At 53.5% G+C, this 17,099-nt stretch carries 14 protein-coding genes; 1 reads left to right on the top strand and 13 read right to left on the bottom strand.

What is annotated here, in order from left to right; translation table 11 throughout:
- Positions 1–24 precede the first annotated feature (24 nt).
- The 12 genes from ACOVRA_RS15405 to ACOVRA_RS15350 all read right to left on the bottom strand — a co-directional run bounded on the left by ACOVRA_RS15405 (position 25) and on the right by ACOVRA_RS15350 (position 14,384).
- Complete coding sequence (locus ACOVRA_RS15405; RefSeq protein ID WP_421721059.1) at positions 25–978, bottom strand: hypothetical protein; 954 nt, start codon at positions 976–978, stop codon at positions 25–27.
- Between the two features lie 36 nt (positions 979–1,014).
- Positions 1,015–1,422 (bottom strand): lasso peptide biosynthesis B2 protein, encoded by a 408-nt coding sequence (locus ACOVRA_RS15400; protein WP_421721079.1) that lies wholly within the window; start codon positions 1,420–1,422, stop codon positions 1,015–1,017.
- 260 nt (positions 1,423–1,682) lie between these two features.
- Complete coding sequence (locus ACOVRA_RS15395; RefSeq protein WP_421721058.1) at positions 1,683–3,572, bottom strand: asparagine synthase-related protein; 1,890 nt, start codon at positions 3,570–3,572, stop codon at positions 1,683–1,685.
- 299 nt (positions 3,573–3,871) lie between these two features.
- Positions 3,872–4,027 (bottom strand): hypothetical protein, encoded by a 156-nt coding sequence (locus tag ACOVRA_RS15390; protein WP_271817172.1) that lies wholly within the window; start codon positions 4,025–4,027, stop codon positions 3,872–3,874.
- A 117-nt stretch (positions 4,028–4,144) separates the two neighbouring features.
- On the bottom strand, positions 4,145–4,432 hold the full coding sequence (locus ACOVRA_RS15385; protein WP_271817171.1) for a PqqD family peptide modification chaperone: 288 nt from the start codon (positions 4,430–4,432) through the stop codon (positions 4,145–4,147).
- 150 nt (positions 4,433–4,582) lie between these two features.
- A complete protein-coding gene (locus ACOVRA_RS15380; protein WP_421721057.1) occupies positions 4,583–6,412 on the bottom strand; it encodes an ABC transporter ATP-binding protein in 1,830 nt (609 codons plus the stop codon).
- Positions 6,409–7,620, bottom strand: coding sequence for a nucleotidyltransferase family protein (locus ACOVRA_RS15375; RefSeq protein WP_421721056.1), 1,212 nt, complete (start codon positions 7,618–7,620; stop codon positions 6,409–6,411). The genes ACOVRA_RS15380 and ACOVRA_RS15375 overlap by 4 nt, the downstream gene beginning before the upstream one ends.
- A 157-nt stretch (positions 7,621–7,777) precedes the next feature.
- Positions 7,778–9,991, bottom strand: coding sequence for a GumC family protein (locus ACOVRA_RS15370; protein WP_298227785.1), 2,214 nt, complete (start codon positions 9,989–9,991; stop codon positions 7,778–7,780).
- A 264-nt stretch (positions 9,992–10,255) separates the two neighbouring features.
- Entirely contained in the window at positions 10,256–11,599 is a 1,344-nt protein-coding gene (locus tag ACOVRA_RS15365; protein ID WP_298227787.1) for an outer membrane beta-barrel protein, read from the bottom strand.
- Positions 11,600–11,723: 124 nt separating this feature from the next.
- Positions 11,724–12,173, bottom strand: coding sequence for a hypothetical protein (locus ACOVRA_RS15360; RefSeq protein ID WP_298227789.1), 450 nt, complete (start codon positions 12,171–12,173; stop codon positions 11,724–11,726).
- Between the two features lie 224 nt (positions 12,174–12,397).
- Positions 12,398–13,486 (bottom strand): SLBB domain-containing protein, encoded by a 1,089-nt coding sequence (locus ACOVRA_RS15355; RefSeq protein ID WP_421721055.1) that lies wholly within the window; start codon positions 13,484–13,486, stop codon positions 12,398–12,400.
- Between the two features lie 262 nt (positions 13,487–13,748).
- Entirely contained in the window at positions 13,749–14,384 is a 636-nt protein-coding gene (locus tag ACOVRA_RS15350; protein WP_421721054.1) for a sugar transferase, read from the bottom strand.
- 604 nt (positions 14,385–14,988) lie between these two features.
- Between ACOVRA_RS15350 and ACOVRA_RS15345 the strand changes: the two genes are divergently transcribed.
- Positions 14,989–15,621: a hypothetical protein gene (locus ACOVRA_RS15345; RefSeq protein ID WP_298229886.1), complete on the top strand. Its 633-nt coding sequence runs from the start codon at positions 14,989–14,991 to the stop codon at positions 15,619–15,621.
- Here ACOVRA_RS15345 and ACOVRA_RS15340 read toward each other — a convergent pair.
- Positions 15,596–16,933 (bottom strand): O-antigen ligase family protein, encoded by a 1,338-nt coding sequence (locus tag ACOVRA_RS15340; RefSeq protein WP_421721053.1) that lies wholly within the window; start codon positions 16,931–16,933, stop codon positions 15,596–15,598. The genes ACOVRA_RS15345 and ACOVRA_RS15340 overlap by 26 nt on opposite strands.
- Positions 16,934–17,099 lie beyond the last annotated feature (166 nt).

Below are 17,099 nucleotides of genomic sequence, written 5' to 3'. Positions count from 1 at the left end.
CCGAACAATGTGTGCAAGTCAGATCTAACCGATCAAGGCCGCGATGGCTTTGATGGCCTCATCCAGCGAGCCTTCGCGTTTCGGACGAACTGCGGACACGCCTTTAAGGGTCTGGGAGTGACCAATGAGCAGCGTTCGCAGCCGATTAAGATCAAGATAAGCCGGTGCCATGAACGGCGGGTAGATACCATTCATCAGAGTCGAGAAGGTTGCTGATCCTGACATCGGCGTTAAGGTCACGTCTTGATCGTCGTCGCCCCAAGAAAGGCTCATGATGCCGACAATATTCTCGCAGGCAATTGTCCCGCGGCCAGCTGGGATCATGACATGATACTTATGTGGTCGGAAGAAATCGCGCTCCAGCTTGGAACGATCAATCCCAAGTGAGGTTGCGGCGTCGTCCCATAGCTTAACTTTGTTCACGCCAAAATGGCACAAACCGCCCGCGATCGTATTGGCCGGATCCGGAAACTCCATAACAGCCAAATCATCACCTAGAAGAGGCCAGTCCATGGCTTTAGAGAGTGCAACCGAAAGCGTCGACTTGCCTGCCCCAGATGGACCAGTGAACAGCCAAACACCCTTGGGCGTTTCCACGGCACTAACATGAAGGGGAATGTATTGGCGCTGAAAAGCCAATGTAGCAAAGCCGCAAGTCGTCAAATAGGGCCTTACGTCCTCGTACGGGACACCATCAAAGAGGTCCAAGACGATTCTGTTGCCGCCACTGACCAACAACCGGCACTTGTCCTCGACGGAGAACAAACATTCGCTGGTGGTAACTTCCACCCATTCAGCGATCTTCGTGCTACCCTCTAAAGCGAGAGGCACATCCGAATGAATGAGTTCGGCCCAAGGCCGCTCGGTCGAGGATATCTCTTCGGCTTCCATCATCGTGAATTCCGGAAATTCAATTTCGGAACGAACTGCGAGTCCAAAAAGCTTGTAATAGTAGATTGGTCGGGCCGTGGCGGTCATTACATGAATCCTGCTGTTCTTATTCTTGTCTAATGGTCAATACGCACCGAAAACAGCCACAGGCGTGAAGTCCTCACTACCTTCCTGACCAATGATTTCTATTGGGCCACTTCTTACCCAAGCATGGGCACCAAGTTTGTCGGTTTGGGAGTTATCGGGTTTGCGCTTCACGCCTAAGACCAGCTCACTTGGTATCCCCCTGACCTTCAACATTCCACGCGCGGAGAGCGCCAGCATGAGGCACGTGAACCGTGTGCCGAAAACCCGATGGACCACGAAATGAAGGGAGGCAATTTCGCTTGCAATGGCCTTGTCTTGATCACGGGCAGCATTTGATTGAGGAAGCGGTCCTGGTTGGCCCATCAGACCGCGCCAAGCCGAAAACGGAACGAGTCGAATTAAAAGCCACGCGCTGCTTAATCGCACAAAGGCCTCTGCGTACATGAGTTTCCGCTCGACTGGTAGCAACCAAAATCGGCGAAAGGCCCAGTAGATCTTTCTCAACTTCCTCATACCCAACTTCCAAATAGCATCAAGCGGATCCCAATTTAGACTACCGCGCCACCATGCTCCTCGAATGCAAATGTCGTGCCTTTACTAAACCGCACTCTGCAGATAATCGAGCCGTCATTCAGGCACTTGCTATACAACATCTTGTTCTGAAATACTCTGCCAATCGATGCACAACGCGATGAGTATTGCACCTAATTTCTGCTTTGGCCTGCACGGCGCCAGAAGAACCACAACCGCATAGCCGTCATCACTTCAGCAAACTTCATAACGCCCTCTGTGGTGGACTGATCGGCAGGACTGGTCGCGGCATCGCGAAATTCTTGCATATTGAACCATGGGCAGTCTTCAGAGAGGAGGCCATTCTGCACGGCTTCCATCGTGATTTGCAGGCTCTCCTCGCGCGCGGCTTTGCGAAATTTTTCGTTCGCTAAGTCGTGTTTCTCCGCATTGGGTGGAATAACATCTTCTAAGGCGCGCAAGGACAAACCACGAGGGCGATCGTCTAGAAGTAGAGCCTCTGGCGGCAGCATCATAAGGAATTCTAATAAGCGACGATCGGTTAAGGGGTATCGATACTGAAGCTGATGGGGTGCCGACCACGCAGCCCAAGTTTCCATCCGCATACCGATGTGCCCATGATCAAGGCAAGCTTTGATATTCTTCGCAGGATCTGGATAAAAACGTAAAGCCCTCTTTATGTCGCGGATATACCTACTATTTTTTGCAAAAACGTCTGTCCGCATAAAAGTCGATCTCTCAACTTTGTTTTGAAACCGACCAATTAGATTGTGCAGAAAATCAGGGAGCATTAGGTAAAATCCCCCCCTCCAAACCATACTCAGAACATTTGGAATATTCCTAAGACCGCGTGTGTGAAAGCGGATAAAGTTTGCGGCGTTCCTGAGTTTCAGCCGAGGAATAAGATAGCCAAGATAGCCAAACCCATGTGAGGAGAAACCCTCATCTCCACCCCAGCCCGATAAAACAACTCGAGCGCCATCCTTTGACGCGTTTGAGAGCGTGGGCAGTTCGTCTGCCAGATCCGCTATTCCCTCAACATCTAAGGGACGGGAGAAGAACTCAAAAATGTTTGAACCACTAGATCTGCCAAATTTGATGGGAATATCTTCTTGTTCGCCCACCAAAACAATGCGACGGCGCTCGTCTTTAGGGCCGTAGTCTGGGTGTTCTTTTGAGAAGGCTGGCGACCAAGTATAACCCCCGCAAAGGCTTTTGTTCTTCGTTTTCAAATATCTAGATGCAAGGACAGCTACCCCAGTTGAATCAATCCCACCACTTAGATGGGCTCCAACAAGATGGCTTGTGTGGCATCGGTCTTGGATAGCGCGCTCTAAAATCGCCCGGCAGGCGCGCGCATAAGCCTCTGGACTTTCCAATTCGATCTTCGATTTGACGGTTGGATTCCACCATCTGACAGTTTTGGTTTGACCCCGGTCGATAGAAACAAAATTTCCCGGCTTTAGCGTATGCAGGTCTTGATAGAACGTATCGGGGAGTGGATTTTCCGGGCTTGCCTGGAATGCTAAGATTGCCATGTCGTCAATCGGCCAAGTCCACTCGCGATGGTCCACGATGACTTTGGCGCTGGTGGACCACACAAGGGTGTCATTGCGTTGCGCCCAAAAAAGCGGTCGTGTTCCAATGTGATCGCGCACCAGAAAGAGGTAGTCGAGATCTGGATGAAAAACGGAGAACGCAAAATCCCCGACGATGTGAGACACGCACGCTTCTCGCCATTTTTCCCAAGCAAGCGCGATAAGTGCTGTATCAGAGAGCGCCGTAGCGTCTGCTTCTAGTAAATCTAGCTCAAGTAAAAGTTCAGTCCGATTGTCGATTATGGCGTCGGCGGATACAATAAAGCCTGACGGCGTAACAACAATCTTCTCAAATACGGCATGTGGTGAAATGACGAGTGTCGATTGAGCAATAAAGCTACACGATGAATATTTTTGATCAAAAGAGTCCGGCCCCCAAATACGAAGCTCAGCGGCGACCCTCTCTCTTTCGGTCTCGGTGTCTTTAGCACCTTGGCGATCAAATCGCCCGAAGATTGCACCCATAAACCCACGACGCCTTAGCCGCCCAGTGCTCAAAGAGAGCGAAATCCCGACTAGAAGTTCTATCCCTCATTGTAGAGGCAACCGGCAAGAGTTTTGCTTTTGGATCGCGTCCCAGTCGTCACAAACAGACGACCCGTCAACTTAATCTAACTGCGACTCACCAGTTGAGAACTCAACTCATTTCGATTGAAGCAAGAAGGGCTTAACTCCAAAAGAGTTAAGCCCTTCTCAGTGTCGTAATAAAGTAATCCAAAAATCAAATACCTGCCGAAGCAAGGGAAATGACAATCGGCAACAAATTAACGGCTGCCGGTTGGGATAGAACCAAACGCTGGCGGCGTGCCATTGTTGAAGTTGGTCACTTGATTTTCAAATTGGGTAGCTACAATGCCGCCCAAGGTAGCTGCGATATCCAGTTCTTCAACGACTGGTGCAGTCCAAGTCTTTTTCATCATCACGTTATCTCCTTCTACGTTATGATTACCATATGTATAACAGGGCTCTATTGTGAGTCAAATGATTTTTAAATAATTCCAATGCATTAGTCTCCTAATAGGCGAATTTTTCCGACTTTATACAGTACTGCGCAGTACAATGAGATTTGCTTCTTCCATTTTCTTTAAAAAATGAATCACTTGGCCGTAGCAGGTTTCATGATCGACCTCATAGGCCTCCATAAGCGCAGCGCAAATACCATCGATATCCATGGGGTCCACAAGCAGATTCCAGATGTCTGCGCCAACGCTACCGGTGGCGAAGTATTTTCCAGCTCGCTCGTCAAAGAAGACAATTTCGTCACCAAGCATACTGCCTTGAACATTAGCGCGTACGTAGATGGGTTTCCCTGGGTTCTCAGTCATAACATGTCTCTCGTTCTGTTGGTTTTGGACTTTTCGGAACAAACCTACCTTTGATTAGGTGGCCTTCTGAAGATAACTTGGACGGGATAGGGCATCTGTGAAATTTCATCAACCTTACCCTGGATGTCCAACCATTGTTAAACTTGCCGCTTACAAGTAGTTCTTTGCCTGCATATTAAAAAGCCGAGCGTAAGCTCCGTTTCTCAGCAAAAGCTCATCGTGAGTACCTGCTTCGCTTATCTCTCCGTTTTCGAGGACATAGGTATAGTCTGCCTGGCGAACGGTGGATAACCGATGACTGATGATGAGAGCGCCGCGCCCACCTAGTCGCTCTCGGAAATTCTCGAAAAGCTCATACTCCGCTGCTGGATCAACCGCGCTGGTCGGCTCGTCCATAATAACGAATTGAGACTTTGGAAAGAAGGAGCGCGCCAAAGCGACGCGTTGCCATTGGCCAATGCTGAGGTCATGGCCATCATCAAAGAGCTTTGTCAGCGGCGTTTGGTAGGCCAGCGGTAATTCTTCGATGAAGGAGTCTGCGCCTGCCTCGGTTGCTGCCTGACGAATCTCCGCTTCCCCATGCGGAAGCGCAACATTTCCAAAACGAATATTGTTGGTAACCGTCTCAGCATAACAGGAATAATCTTGGAAAATTACGCTGAAGAGCTCGCGATAGGCATCAGGATCAAGCTTCCGAATGTCGACACCATCGAGAAGAATTCGGCCTGCTGTCGGATCATACAAACGGTTTAAAAGCTTGATGAGCGTGGTCTTGCCGGACCCGTTCTCACCTACCAAAGCGATGATTTTCCCGGGCTGCAGGGCAAAATTCAGACCTGATACTGACGGCCGACTTGCACCTTCATAGGTAAAGCTGACGTTCTCCATCCAAATGCCACGGTTCATCGGAAGCGTAATCGCGACTGGATTAGGATCGCGGACAATTCGCGGCATCGTGTCAAAGAATTCAAAAAGACGTCCCAGATACAAATGGTCATCAACCAGCTTTGAAATGCTCGCGACAACTTCGTTTCCAGAGCCTTCAGCCCGACGAAGCAATAGAACAAACATGACAACTTGGCCCAGCGACAGCGTACCTTTCAGCGCGGAATCAATTAAAAAGGCAGCCGCCCCCATAAACACCAGGGACGCGATGGCCGTCACAATGAGTTCTGCCACAGCGCGCTTTTGCTCAATGGCCATGTGCTCCACGCGAATTTTAGTCTGCATCTCCTTATACTGGGAAGCAAAGAAGCCTCCTAAGCCGTTGATCCGCATTTCCTTGGCGTGATGGTTGGACGTGATCATCCAGTCCAAATAGCTGACCCGGCGCTCAAGCTGCGCCCGCGTCATGCGCCATTGAAACAGCCGTCGCGTGAAGATGAGGCGCACCAAAAGGGCTAGGCCGACGGTTACGAGCAAGACAGGCAATAAACGCCACTCAATGGCGGTGAGCATGATTAGGATGGCGACAAGGACAACAACACCGCGAAGTCCGGAAATGACATTGCCAATAACTTGTGCCGGCCGTTGCCCGCCCGCCTCGCGCGCCTTTTGAAGTGAGTCAAGATAGAGTGGGCTTTCATAAAAGCTCAGATCTAGCTCAATAGCTCGTGTGTGGATCTTACTGCTTACCAAGTCGCCTACGAGGAACCCCTGACGCATACGCAACAGATTAGCCAACGACTGCGCCATAGCGGCAAGGATTAGGCTACCGCCAGTCAGTGCTAAATTGAAGAAGATTTCTTGGTTGGCGTGCGACGACTGCAAGCCCTTACCAATTGAATCCACAAGCAGTTTGATGGCATAAAGCGATCCAATTGAAAGGGCCGCCTCCAGCACAGTTGCCAGAATCACGCCTGCGGTCAGCCATGGACCACTTTCGATCAAGATGCTCCAAACGCGTCTGGAAGTCGCCCAAACCGCTTGCAGGGTCGCTCGCACTTGGCCGACCAAGCTGATGCCGTTGGCTTGGTTCACTGCGCCGACAACCGCTTCTTAAAGTTACCGAACAGCGCCGCGAAGTTCTCGAGATAATAGAGCCATTCCAAAGGTCTAGCGCGCCGCTTGGCAATGTACTGATAAACAGTTGGCTGCATTCTACGAAGTGCGGACTGAAGCCAAAAAGAGAATTTCCGATCGGCATCGAATTGCCATTGGTCGCCAAAGTCAAAGAGGAACATGGCGTCCCAACTTTCCAATTCAAAGGCCGAGTCACCCGGCAGCCCCCGCAGCGCAGCGTCCAAGAATATCCCGCCCGGAGTCTGGTTCAGCACGGACGGCCATTCTGAGGGAACCGCCGTCAGACGCGCAAACTCGATGGCGGCCTCAACCGTAGGCTTGAGTCCAACTTCTGTCGCAATCTTGAGAACTTCCTGCCGGTCAAAGGTTGGATGCGTACTTAATGCGTCGACGTCGGCGACCCAATGTAGGCGGGACCAGAAATGGCGGGAATGATGATAAGTGATGTACACAAAATGCCAGGCCGTCGACAAAGTCTGAACTGTCTGATCCCCCACTTGCATGCTGTGAGTTTCATTCAATATTCGCGCAACTGGAAAAATGGGTGTGGATTTCTCGATGTAGCGGTGCAGCTCTATATGCACATTATCTTTGCTGAACAGGGAAATGACATCTGAATGTCGAATCGCGAACGATAAATCTTGTTCGTGCTCAATGAAGGTCCCTGCGTCTGGGTCCAACACAAAGCGATAACCTTGGGCGTGAGCGAGGCGCGCAACCTTCGCATAGTCGCGCTCGGCAACCAGAATGTCGACATCAACGCAGGAACGCATTGCCGGATCGCGATAAAAGCGATGCGCTAAAGCGGGCCCTTTCATATAGGCATGGCAAGCTCCGACAGGTGCAATGCAATCACGATGAAAGGCTGTCATGCCGGCAGTCAGCTTTAAGGCGCTGAAAGTCTGAGCCATGGTCATCAGACGCATGTCGCTCAGGATCGCCTCAGGCAATGACTTGGGCTTAAGTGCAAACAGATGCTTGTAAACAAACGGCAGACTTGCGTTGTGGGTAGCTAGGATAACGAGCTCTTCCCAATCTTGAATCTGATCCATCAGGTTCAATGCGGTCGCGGTCAACTCAGGTGAAAGCGTGTCACGCGCCAGAAGCAACAACAACTGCGCTGTTGCATCACTTCTTGCAGGACCTTTTTCAGCTAAACTCTTCATCTCTAGAAGTCCTTATCACCTTTATAGTCATCACAGATATAGAATCATCCCAGCGCTTTATTCTAGAAAGCGCACGCAGACCAATCCAATATGAGCGGTTTGACTTCTCAGTCTCCGCAGTTATTCACAGCAAATTTCGAGCCAGTTTCGCCTGTTGTTACTGTGAATAATATTTGGAGTAAGAGTTGTAGTATGAGGCGGAGTCGCCGCGTGTGTATTTGGATTGTGCTTTGAAGTCGACGGAGTTGAGTGCGACGCCGCGAGGTGTGATGCGTGCGGATTGGAGTTCGTGGACGGCGATGCGGATGGCGTCGCCGGTGGTAGCACCCCAGCGGACGACGAGGATGACGGCATCGGCTTGTCGGGCCATGGTTTGTGTTTCGGCGACGGCGAGGACGGGTGCGGTATCGACGACGATGAACTGGTAGTGGGGTCGCAGGGTGTCGAGGAGGCCTGAGAAGCGCTCGAGGGCTTGATCGACGCCGGTACGGTCGTTGATGGCTTGGGTTGGCAGGATATCGAGATCGGTGAGGAGATCGCGCGAGAGGGCGGCTTCCAGACGGTCGTGATGGTTGATGACCTCGACGAGATTGGTTTTGGCTTCGAGGCCGGCGATGGCGGCGATGGTTGGCCTGCGGATATCGGCTTCGATGAGGATGGTTTTAGCCCCGGACATGGCGAGGGTTCTGGCGAAGGCCAGCGCGGTGGTGGACTTGCCTTCCCCGGCGACGGCCGACGAGAACAGGATGACTTGCGGGATTGTTTCGCCGTCGGGGGCGAGGATGAGGTCGGCGCGCAGTTGGCGCAGGGCCTCGGCATAGAGCGAGAGGGGTTTGACTGCGACATAGTCCGCAGGCCCTTGTCCCCCGGTTGCGGCGAGGTCTTTGACTTCGCGTGCGGTGAGCTTGGGGACGGAGACGAGGCAAGGGGCTCCGGTCCAGTCTTCAACCGCTTGGGGGGTGCGTAGGCCGCGCTGGAGGCTTTCGAGGAGCACGATCAGACCTGCAGCGAGGGCAAGGCCTGCGAGCAGGCCTTGGGCGAGATCTTGGGCGGGCTTGGGTGAGTCTGGGCGGCCTGGGACTTGGCCACGTACGATGATACGGCCGTCTGGACGCTGAAGCTTTTCAAGGTCGGTGATTTGCTGCAGGCGCTGCACATAGCCTTGATAGGTGGCTTCGGTGGCGGTGACTTGGCTTTGCAGCTGTTGTTGTACCGAGGCGCGGCGGGTGTCGCGACCCAAAGCTGCGGTCCAGCGGGCGAGTTCTGCCTCAATGGCAGCGACACGGCGTTGGGCAACCTGAAGCTCATTGGAGCTGCCCCGTGAGACGCGGCCAATTTCTTGTTGGAGCTGGCGGCGGATATCGACGAGCTGCTCGCGGGCGACCTGCATCTGCGGGTGGGCGGGTCCATAGCGGACTGAGAGTTCAGAGATGCGGCGCTGGACTTCACCTTCACTGACGCGCAAGGCCTGAACGGCGGGGGAATCATAAACTTCCCCGACACCGGTTGACACACCCCCGCCAGAACCGCGCGCTTGGCGCGCTGCGACGTCGGCGCGGGCTTGGCTTAACTGAGCCGACAAGGCACTGACTTGTTGGTCGGCAAGGCTCGACCCGCCGGCGACATTGAGCCCGCTGGCGGCACGCTCGGCCTGCAAGGCAGCCGATTGCCGCTTCAGATCAGCACCAACTTGTTCGACTTGTTGTTGCAGCCACACGCTGGCCTGACGGGTGGTGGAGAGCTTGGAATCCAATTGTTCAGCCAAATAGCCTTCAGCGACCGCATCCACGATTTGAGCGGCTTTGAGGGGGTTTGACGCCTTCATCTTGATGACGATGACTGTGCTGCCGGTGACGGTTTCAACACTTAATGCGCGCGCCAGCATGGCTTTTGTCACTTCAACTTGCCGGGCATCGGGAACTGGCAAGGCAACTTTATTGGGTGTTGCTGCTGGGAGTTTGGGAGACGTTGGCGCAGGTGCCTGATAGGACATATACGGATTGAATTCAGGGTCGTTTTGCAGGTTCAACTGACGAACCACCCGCTCCATCAACGCTGGCGAACGCAATGACTGCACTTCGTTCGACAGGCGCGGGCTGACCGCTTTAACCGTTGCGGTATCCTCACTGGCAATCTGGTTGCTCTGATCTTCAATCAAAATGGAGGTGGAAGACACATAGCTGACCGGGGTGACAGCTGTTTTCACAAACCCAGCGATCAAACCCAAGGCAATACCTGCCAACAAAATCGGCCAGCGGCGACGCAGCAAGTTAAACGCTGTGTCAATCATGGTCCCGATGGAACCATCATCACTGGGGGCGACCCGGGCGGCACGCGCACCTGAGTACGATAGCGAGCCTGCTTCTGACATTCCAAACTCCAATCACATACTGACATGTCAGCGAGCCTTATCATGGCCCACTCACTTTGAATTCTTAGAGCCCAAAGACCCCAACCAGAGATTCTCAAGAGCTCCCGGGACATAACAATCCCAAGACCGGAGCAATGCGCTTGAAGACGCTTTGCCCCCATATGAGACAACGCCACCTATCCCAAGATGGAACAACTGGCGTCATCTATGACCTGATCGGATGCTCCTGAGGGGACAAAAGCACGCTTTGCCCCTCAAAAACCCCTAACGACGTAGCGACAGACGTACGCTGTAGCGTGTCTCATCAAAATTCAGGCCAGCCACATTGTTGGTTTCAAGCTTCTCATTGGTGACATTAAACACCACAGACAGCCATTGGGTGAGCAAAAGCGCCCCCGAAGCGGTCAAAGTGGTACGCTCGTCACGACGTATAACATTATCATACTCAAATATCTCACGCTGGGCGCGCGCTGACAGTACCAAATTGGAACGTACATCCCAATCCACTTGTGCGCCCAGACCTGTCGTAACCGCTCCACCCGAACCTTGAACCGGAGAATCGGTGATGTTGCGCGTGGCAACCAAACCAACTGTCACCAAAGTCGTTGGGAACCATTCCACAGCCGCCCGGTACCCAAACGCCTCGGTGTCATCATAAAGCGCCGCGTCAAAGTTCTGCGCCAAATAGCCCACGGCCACTTCGCCGCGTGCGAGGTTGGACAAGTCAAAATTCACCCCAACCAGAGCTTGGTCTTGCGTTGAATCGCGCGAGGGGAACAAGCCGCCTGTCCGCTCTTGATAATTGCGGGTGCCATGGGTTGCGGTTGCGAAAATGGCTGTGCTGGGGGTGAGCGCAAAGTCGGTGCGCAGCGTCAGAGCCGCCCCTTCCGAATTACGATCAACCTGCGACAAGGTGGTGCCATTGGTCAAAGGTACCGGATCAAAGCTGACGTCGCTCACGTCCACATTGGCCGACAGACGCGTACGGGTCAGTTCCCACACACCGCCCACAGTCAAAGCGCTCGACTCATACTGGCCAGGCTCTGCCACATTGACCGGTAGGCCTGCCGTCGAGCGGCTCTCTACCCCTTCAAAATAGCGGTAAGCGGCTTGCAAATTGGCACCGCGACGAATGTCGAGACGCCCGGCAGCCTGCAGCTCAAGATCGGTTGAATCTTCCGTCGAGAAATCCTGATACACCGTACCAGCAACACCTGCCCCAAAGCTCACCGCATGGCGGCTCCAATTGGAGGCCAAAGTCATGCGCGGACGAATAATATAGCCCGTATCGCTTTGACTATTGGTGTTAGACCGCTTGGCATTGTCGGTTTGGAACGTATCGTAATCAATCGTCGGGCTCAAAACAAAGGCACCCAGACGCACATTGACCGGCTCAAGGCCCGCACCACGGGGCTTATCGCGCACCCCGCTGTTGCGGCCCCGGTCTACAAACTGGCCCCGATAGCTCGACACCGAACTATTCGAGCCAACCGCTTGCAAGGTCCCAAACTGGATCAAAGTCGGATTGGGATTGATAACTTGGGCAAACGCCAAGCTCGGAAGACCCACAAGGCTAGCCACAAGTCCAATTTGTATCGTTCGCATCATCTCGTTCACCACACTCACGCTGTTGCCAGCGTCGGATTGATCTTCAACAGACCTTCTAGCCTGTCTGCATAAAAATTTTCTCAATCAGGCTTTATGAAAAAGCCCACCTGCCTTCTGGCCTCATTTAAGGCGCGGGTTGATGGCTCGAGCCGGTCGAGGCACCTGCTCCTGCTGGCGGCAAGGGTAGACCCGTGCCACCGCCTGTATCCCCCGTAGCGCCCCCTGTTTGGGCCAAAGTCAAAGACCGCAAGCCCCGAAGCCCAGCTTGGTCAGCCTCACTGCACCATAAAGGGATCCGCTCGGGAGCGCGTTTGCGCAATTCTTCCAGCAATTCCCCAGACGGACATTGGCCCAGCAAACGCGTCAGCGCATCCACCACAACCGCAGAACTCGCCCCAGAGGCTTCAATCGTCGACGAAACCGCAGGCACCAAAGGCTGATTGGCGCTCGAGGCCGCTTGGATCGCGCTGACCAACTTAATCTGCAGCGATTGGGCTGTCTCAGCGGCAACCGCAACGCCTGATAAGCCAAGCATCATGAGCCCAGCCACACCCACCATCAGTTTCTTTATCATTGTCTTTTTCCTTACCCGACCACGCATCCAAGCCCAAGCCAGTCTTTCCCGACCGTGTCTTGAGGCCTGTCTTCTCGACCCTCTTATCGCCCCCTCAAGATCCACCCTATGGACCCCTCGAAAGCCTCTTTCGTCAAACCGACTATTCTTCCAAAACCTTAAACCTGCTTTCAGGCAAATACTCGCTTATTATCAAGGAATAACATTTACGAGTCCAGTCTTACCTAGAAGAACCGTTCAGGAATCCGAATAGTGTCACCTTTTTGCACGACCAGATCATTGGTCAGTCTATAACGCTTTTCCTTCGTTTCTCCTGCATGGCGAATGAATACCGTCCGAGTATCGGCACGGGTCGTAAATCCGCCCGCCAAAATCGCCGCATTGGTCACAGACAGCCCAGGACGCATCGGCAACTCACCCGTCTTGGCCACTTCCCCCATGATGAAAAATGACGACTTATCCACCCGCAGCGTATCACCCGATTGCACCAAAGCCCCTGAATCAAACGGCACCGCAATCTCTTGCTCACTACCCGCACGCTTAACAAACACCGTCTGGGTATCGGCCAATTCGCTAAAACCACCCGCCTGGGCCACCGCCGTACGCACCGTCAAACCCGGCGGAATCGGCATCTCACCTTGGGTGCGAACCTCGCCATAAATAAACATCGCCGACTTCTCGATCCGGATCGTATCCCCCGGCATCACCGGCACACCACTGCGCACCACAATCTCTTCTTCCCCAGACGCCCCCTCGCGGCGAATAAACACACGCTGGGTATTGGCCAAGGTCGTAAAGCCGCCCGCTTGGGCTACCGCATTCAACAACGTCAAACCCGACGCAAACGGATGCTCGCCTGGAGCCTTCACTTCCCCCAGCACAAAGATCGGCCGGAAGTTCAAAATCTGCGCACTCACTCGGGGATCAACCAAATAACCATTCTTCAATCGGCGCTCCACCTCGCGTTGGAACGTGCGCAAATTCATCCCCGCAGCCTGAACCTCGCCCACCAAGGGAATCGACGCCATACCGCCAGAGTCAATCACAAACTCACCCGATAAATCCGCCTCACCAAACACAATCAACCTAACCCGGTCATTGGGGGCCAACACATAATCCAAACCCGTGCCTGCGCCGCTAGCGGTCGCACTCTCACCACCCGTCTGGACCGCCACTGGGCTGCCCATCTGGCCACCACTCACCTGGGGCACAAACTGCGCCTGCGCCTGCGCCACACCCAGCGACCCAGTCATCATCAACGCGCTCACCACCAACCCTACAGCCAGCAACAAACCGCCTAAAACTCTCTTCATACCCTCACCAGATACAAGCATTGCTCTTCCTTATTTGTTTTCTCGCGGGCTCCAACCCGCTCGGGTATTTTTGTTTTCTCGCGGGCTCCAACCCGCTTGGGTATTTTCTCGCGGGCTCCAACCCGCTCGGGTATTTTTGTTTTCTCGCGGGCTCCAACCCGCTTGGGTATTTTCTCGCGGGCTCCAACCCGCTTGGGTATTTTTGTCTCTCGCGGGCTCCAACCCGCTCGGGTATTCTCTCGCGGGCTCCAGCCCGCAAGTCTTATAATATCCGACGCAAATCCAGCACAGCTCCCGCCGTCCGCAACAAAATGTGAAAATCCATCCCCGCATGACAATGCACCGCATAAAACGCATCATAACGCGCCTTCGCCTTCGGCTTCACACTGTTGCGACCATTCACCTGCGCCAATCCCGTAATCCCAGGACGCACGCTAAAACACTCCGGAAACAGCGTCCGACGGATCTTCGTCGTCGGGTCATTGCCCAATAATGGACGCGGACCCACCAAACTCATATCCCCCACAACCACCGACCAAAGCTGAGGCAACTCATCAATGCTCAGCTTACGCAAAAACTGACCAATCGGCGTCAAATACCCGCACGTCGCATCAAACGCCTCGCGCGGCATCGACGGTGCCTCTACCTGCATCGTGCGAAACTTCGGCATCATAAATTGGCTACCACCAAGCCCCACCCGACGCGACCAATACAAACCAGGACCCTTACTCGTCGCCTTCACCGCCACCCATACACACATCAAAAATGGCAACAAAAACAATAATAAAAACCCACTAACCATCACGTCAAACCAACGCTTACCACCATAGCCGTTCACACGCGTACACAACGCGTCTCCCTCAGCATACAGCCCTTCCATCCTATCTAAACTCAACATCCGTCCCCTCATCCTGTCCGGTCTTGTCGCGCCCGAGGGCCGAAACGTAACGGAGGCGATTTCGCCCTTTGGGTGAACGCGTGGCCGGCTAAAACGTTGCCTGGCAGGCGTCGGCAATAATCCCGATCTACGACGTGACATCTCTAAACTCTCAATATTAAATGCTTGTCCCTAGCGGGTCTTCAATGACCCTTCGCGGATATAAGTTCAAGTGGAAGGCAAGCTTGAATCAGGTCCAAGCGCTTTTCTCGATCTATGCGTTAACTCATAAGTAAGATGTTGATCAGAAATGGTAACCGTCAGAAACAATTTAGAATTTACGGTTCTCTTTTGGATGAGTTTTCGTTTTATCTGGTTTAGGTATTTACTTGTAATGAACAATAGAAATTCATTCTCAGAACATTTTGATTAAAATTGTGGCACATCGGTTACATGGATCGACGATTGTTTTCATTGATCATATAACCAGAAATCAGTATCTGTCCTGTCGATTGTAGCTTTTGATGTGGTCGGCTGTTGGCTAAGGATGCAAGCACGATACGAAGCCCTGACGAGCACGCGCTGAGACGGCCCGGTTTTAATGGCAGGCATTGGAGAATCGAAATTGTCTCGGACAGAATATCTGAAGGGAAGCATCGCTGTTGTCGGACTGGCGATTTCGGCGGCAGGAAGCTTCTTCACCTATCAGTCTTGGCGGGCTGAGCGCGCCGCAATCGGCCTTGACCTCTATGCCAGCCTTCCTCCCGGTGCCACAGCTCAAGCCGCCATGAGCCGAGCGACTTATGACCTCCGACTGCCACGTGACGCGCGCCTATGGGAACTTGAGGCCGACAGGCTTTTAAAGATTAGCCTAGAAGAAAACGCTGCGTCGGCGCGTGCTGCACTGACAAGGGCCCGTTTGCTTGCCCCTATGCGGTCGTCAATTCGCATGCGCGAGACTTATCTGGCTTTGCGGAAGCCAGAATCCGAGAGTAGCTTCAACGAGCACTTTCTCGAATGGCACCGCCTATCCCCACACGACACCACTATGCAGGACTGGCGCTTGGCCATTGCAGCATCAGGTTGGGTAAAGCTCAACCCTGAGGCACGCGATCGGGCGCTGAGTGATGCCGAGGATCTGTGCTTGCGATGGGGGAAACAAAGGACGATTCAGTTCGTCAATGGCTCTGACGCGGATGCGGGGCTGGCCACTGCATTGCGCCTGGAACGGGTCAAGCAGAAATGCGTTGGCGGCTAAACCTGCCGGATTGATTGTTTGATGCTTCAGGCCGATTTCGACGCTTCTTACGACGTGCCTTGCCACCCAGCCCGCCGCAATAGCCTAACAAAAACGCCCAAAACGCCGCGATTGCAGGAATAGACATCGGAAAATCAACCAAGCTTTGGGCGATTGCTGCACTGGCACCCAATAGTAGGGACACGGCTAGGACTGGCGAAGACGACCGTACTTTGAGTCCGTTAACCGCAAAGAGAACGATACCGGTCAAAAGGACACCCCAAGCCACCATGCCAATCAGGCCTGTCTCGGAGGTTATCAACAAGATTGAGTTTTGAGGCGTAATCACAATCATCGATGATGCGATTTGGGGGGCGTCGCGGAAGGGCTCCATTGCTCGTGCAAACGTCCCCGCACCCCAACCGAGGACTGGCCGCGTAAGCGTAAGATCCAGCCCTGGCTCCCAATCGGCAAATCGCCCATCAAATCCTTGCGCCAAATCGAGCGGTTGGATCGACAACCCCAGTTGCTCCGAAGCATTCCAGCCAATGAATAAAACAAGCAGAGCCGCGACACCGAATATGCTCGTCCGAAGGTGCGCACCCGGCCGCACGATGAGGGCAAGGCCGAATATGATTCCCAACGACAAAATCCAAGCGGCGCGCGACATGGTTAGAAATATACAAACGGCCGCTGCGGCAGCGAGCACGACAGCCCCAACCCTGACCCACAGTCTTTGCTTGCCTTTGTGTCGGCGATCTTCAGCAACAAAGGTTCCTAGACATACCGAGAAGACCATAACCATTAGAATTGCAAAGGTGTTGGCGTTCAGGAATGGTCCTTCCATGACAGTCTCACCGCCTGACTGCTGGAACGAACTTGCCGACAAGCCTGAAGAATGCAGCATGAATGCATACATAATCACCGAAAATGTCAAAATGCCGAGCAGCCAAAGAACAATCTCACGACGCTCACGATCCGCTCCAAAGATAGCGCCAAACACAAAAAAGGCGACGGCGGAGCCCATGGAAACCATCGCACGAAGCGTCAGGTCAACATCAACTGTGACGCTTTGAACCGGAAACCAAGATTTGTTGCCACCCGTCAAAAAGGGAATCGGGAGGAGCTGGGCGGCCATGACCAACCAGACAAGGACCAATCCAATCAGGGCCCATTTTGGATTTGGCACCTTGGCAAGTGCGGCTTGATTTTTTTTGTCGATTAAGGCCAGGACCAAGAGGCAGGAACTGATTGCCGCAAAGGCAGCTGTATCAAGGGGAACCTCAGCGCCGTGCCGATAGATTGCGCCAAAAAGCACGCCAAGCGCGATCAATGGCCAAAACCAGGGCCTTAAAACTTCGTGCCAAAGCTGGCTGAGCTCGCTTGGACGTTGTGGCAATGCCACCGGTTGCTCGGCGTCGCGATTGGCCCGCTGCAGGTTCTGCCTGGATGCCCCCGTCGCCAAAATTTGCGTTCCCTAGCTAGTTGAGAGTTGAACC

This window comes from Aquidulcibacter sp. (assembly GCF_049239865.1).
Taxonomy (GTDB): Bacteria; Pseudomonadota; Alphaproteobacteria; order Caulobacterales; family Aquidulcibacteraceae; genus Aquidulcibacter.
This window is presented reverse-complemented; position numbering and strand designations above follow the sequence as displayed.

Excerpts from the sequence above, each read along its gene's own strand:
- ACOVRA_RS15400 (WP_421721079.1), bottom strand. The coding sequence starts at position 1,422 with ATGTACGCAGAGGCCTTTGTGCGATTAAGCAGCGCGTGGCTTTTAATT.
- ACOVRA_RS15390 (WP_271817172.1), bottom strand. The coding sequence starts at position 4,027 with ATGATGAAAAAGACTTGGACTGCACCAGTCGTTGAAGAACTGGATATC.
- ACOVRA_RS15360 (WP_298227789.1), bottom strand. The coding sequence starts at position 12,173 with ATGATAAAGAAACTGATGGTGGGTGTGGCTGGGCTCATGATGCTTGGC.
- ACOVRA_RS15350 (WP_421721054.1), bottom strand. The coding sequence starts at position 14,384 with ATGTTGAGTTTAGATAGGATGGAAGGGCTGTATGCTGAGGGAGACGCG.
- ACOVRA_RS15370 (WP_298227785.1), bottom strand. The coding sequence starts at position 9,991 with ATGTCAGAAGCAGGCTCGCTATCGTACTCAGGTGCGCGTGCCGCCCGG.
- ACOVRA_RS15395 (WP_421721058.1), bottom strand. The coding sequence starts at position 3,572 with ATGGGTGCAATCTTCGGGCGATTTGATCGCCAAGGTGCTAAAGACACC.
- ACOVRA_RS15365 (WP_298227787.1), bottom strand. The coding sequence starts at position 11,599 with ATGATGCGAACGATACAAATTGGACTTGTGGCTAGCCTTGTGGGTCTT.
- ACOVRA_RS15355 (WP_421721055.1), bottom strand. The coding sequence starts at position 13,486 with ATGAAGAGAGTTTTAGGCGGTTTGTTGCTGGCTGTAGGGTTGGTGGTG.
- ACOVRA_RS15405 (WP_421721059.1), bottom strand. The coding sequence starts at position 978 with ATGACCGCCACGGCCCGACCAATCTACTATTACAAGCTTTTTGGACTC.
- ACOVRA_RS15375 (WP_421721056.1), bottom strand. The coding sequence starts at position 7,620 with ATGAAGAGTTTAGCTGAAAAAGGTCCTGCAAGAAGTGATGCAACAGCG.
- ACOVRA_RS15385 (WP_271817171.1), bottom strand. The coding sequence starts at position 4,432 with ATGACTGAGAACCCAGGGAAACCCATCTACGTACGCGCTAATGTTCAA.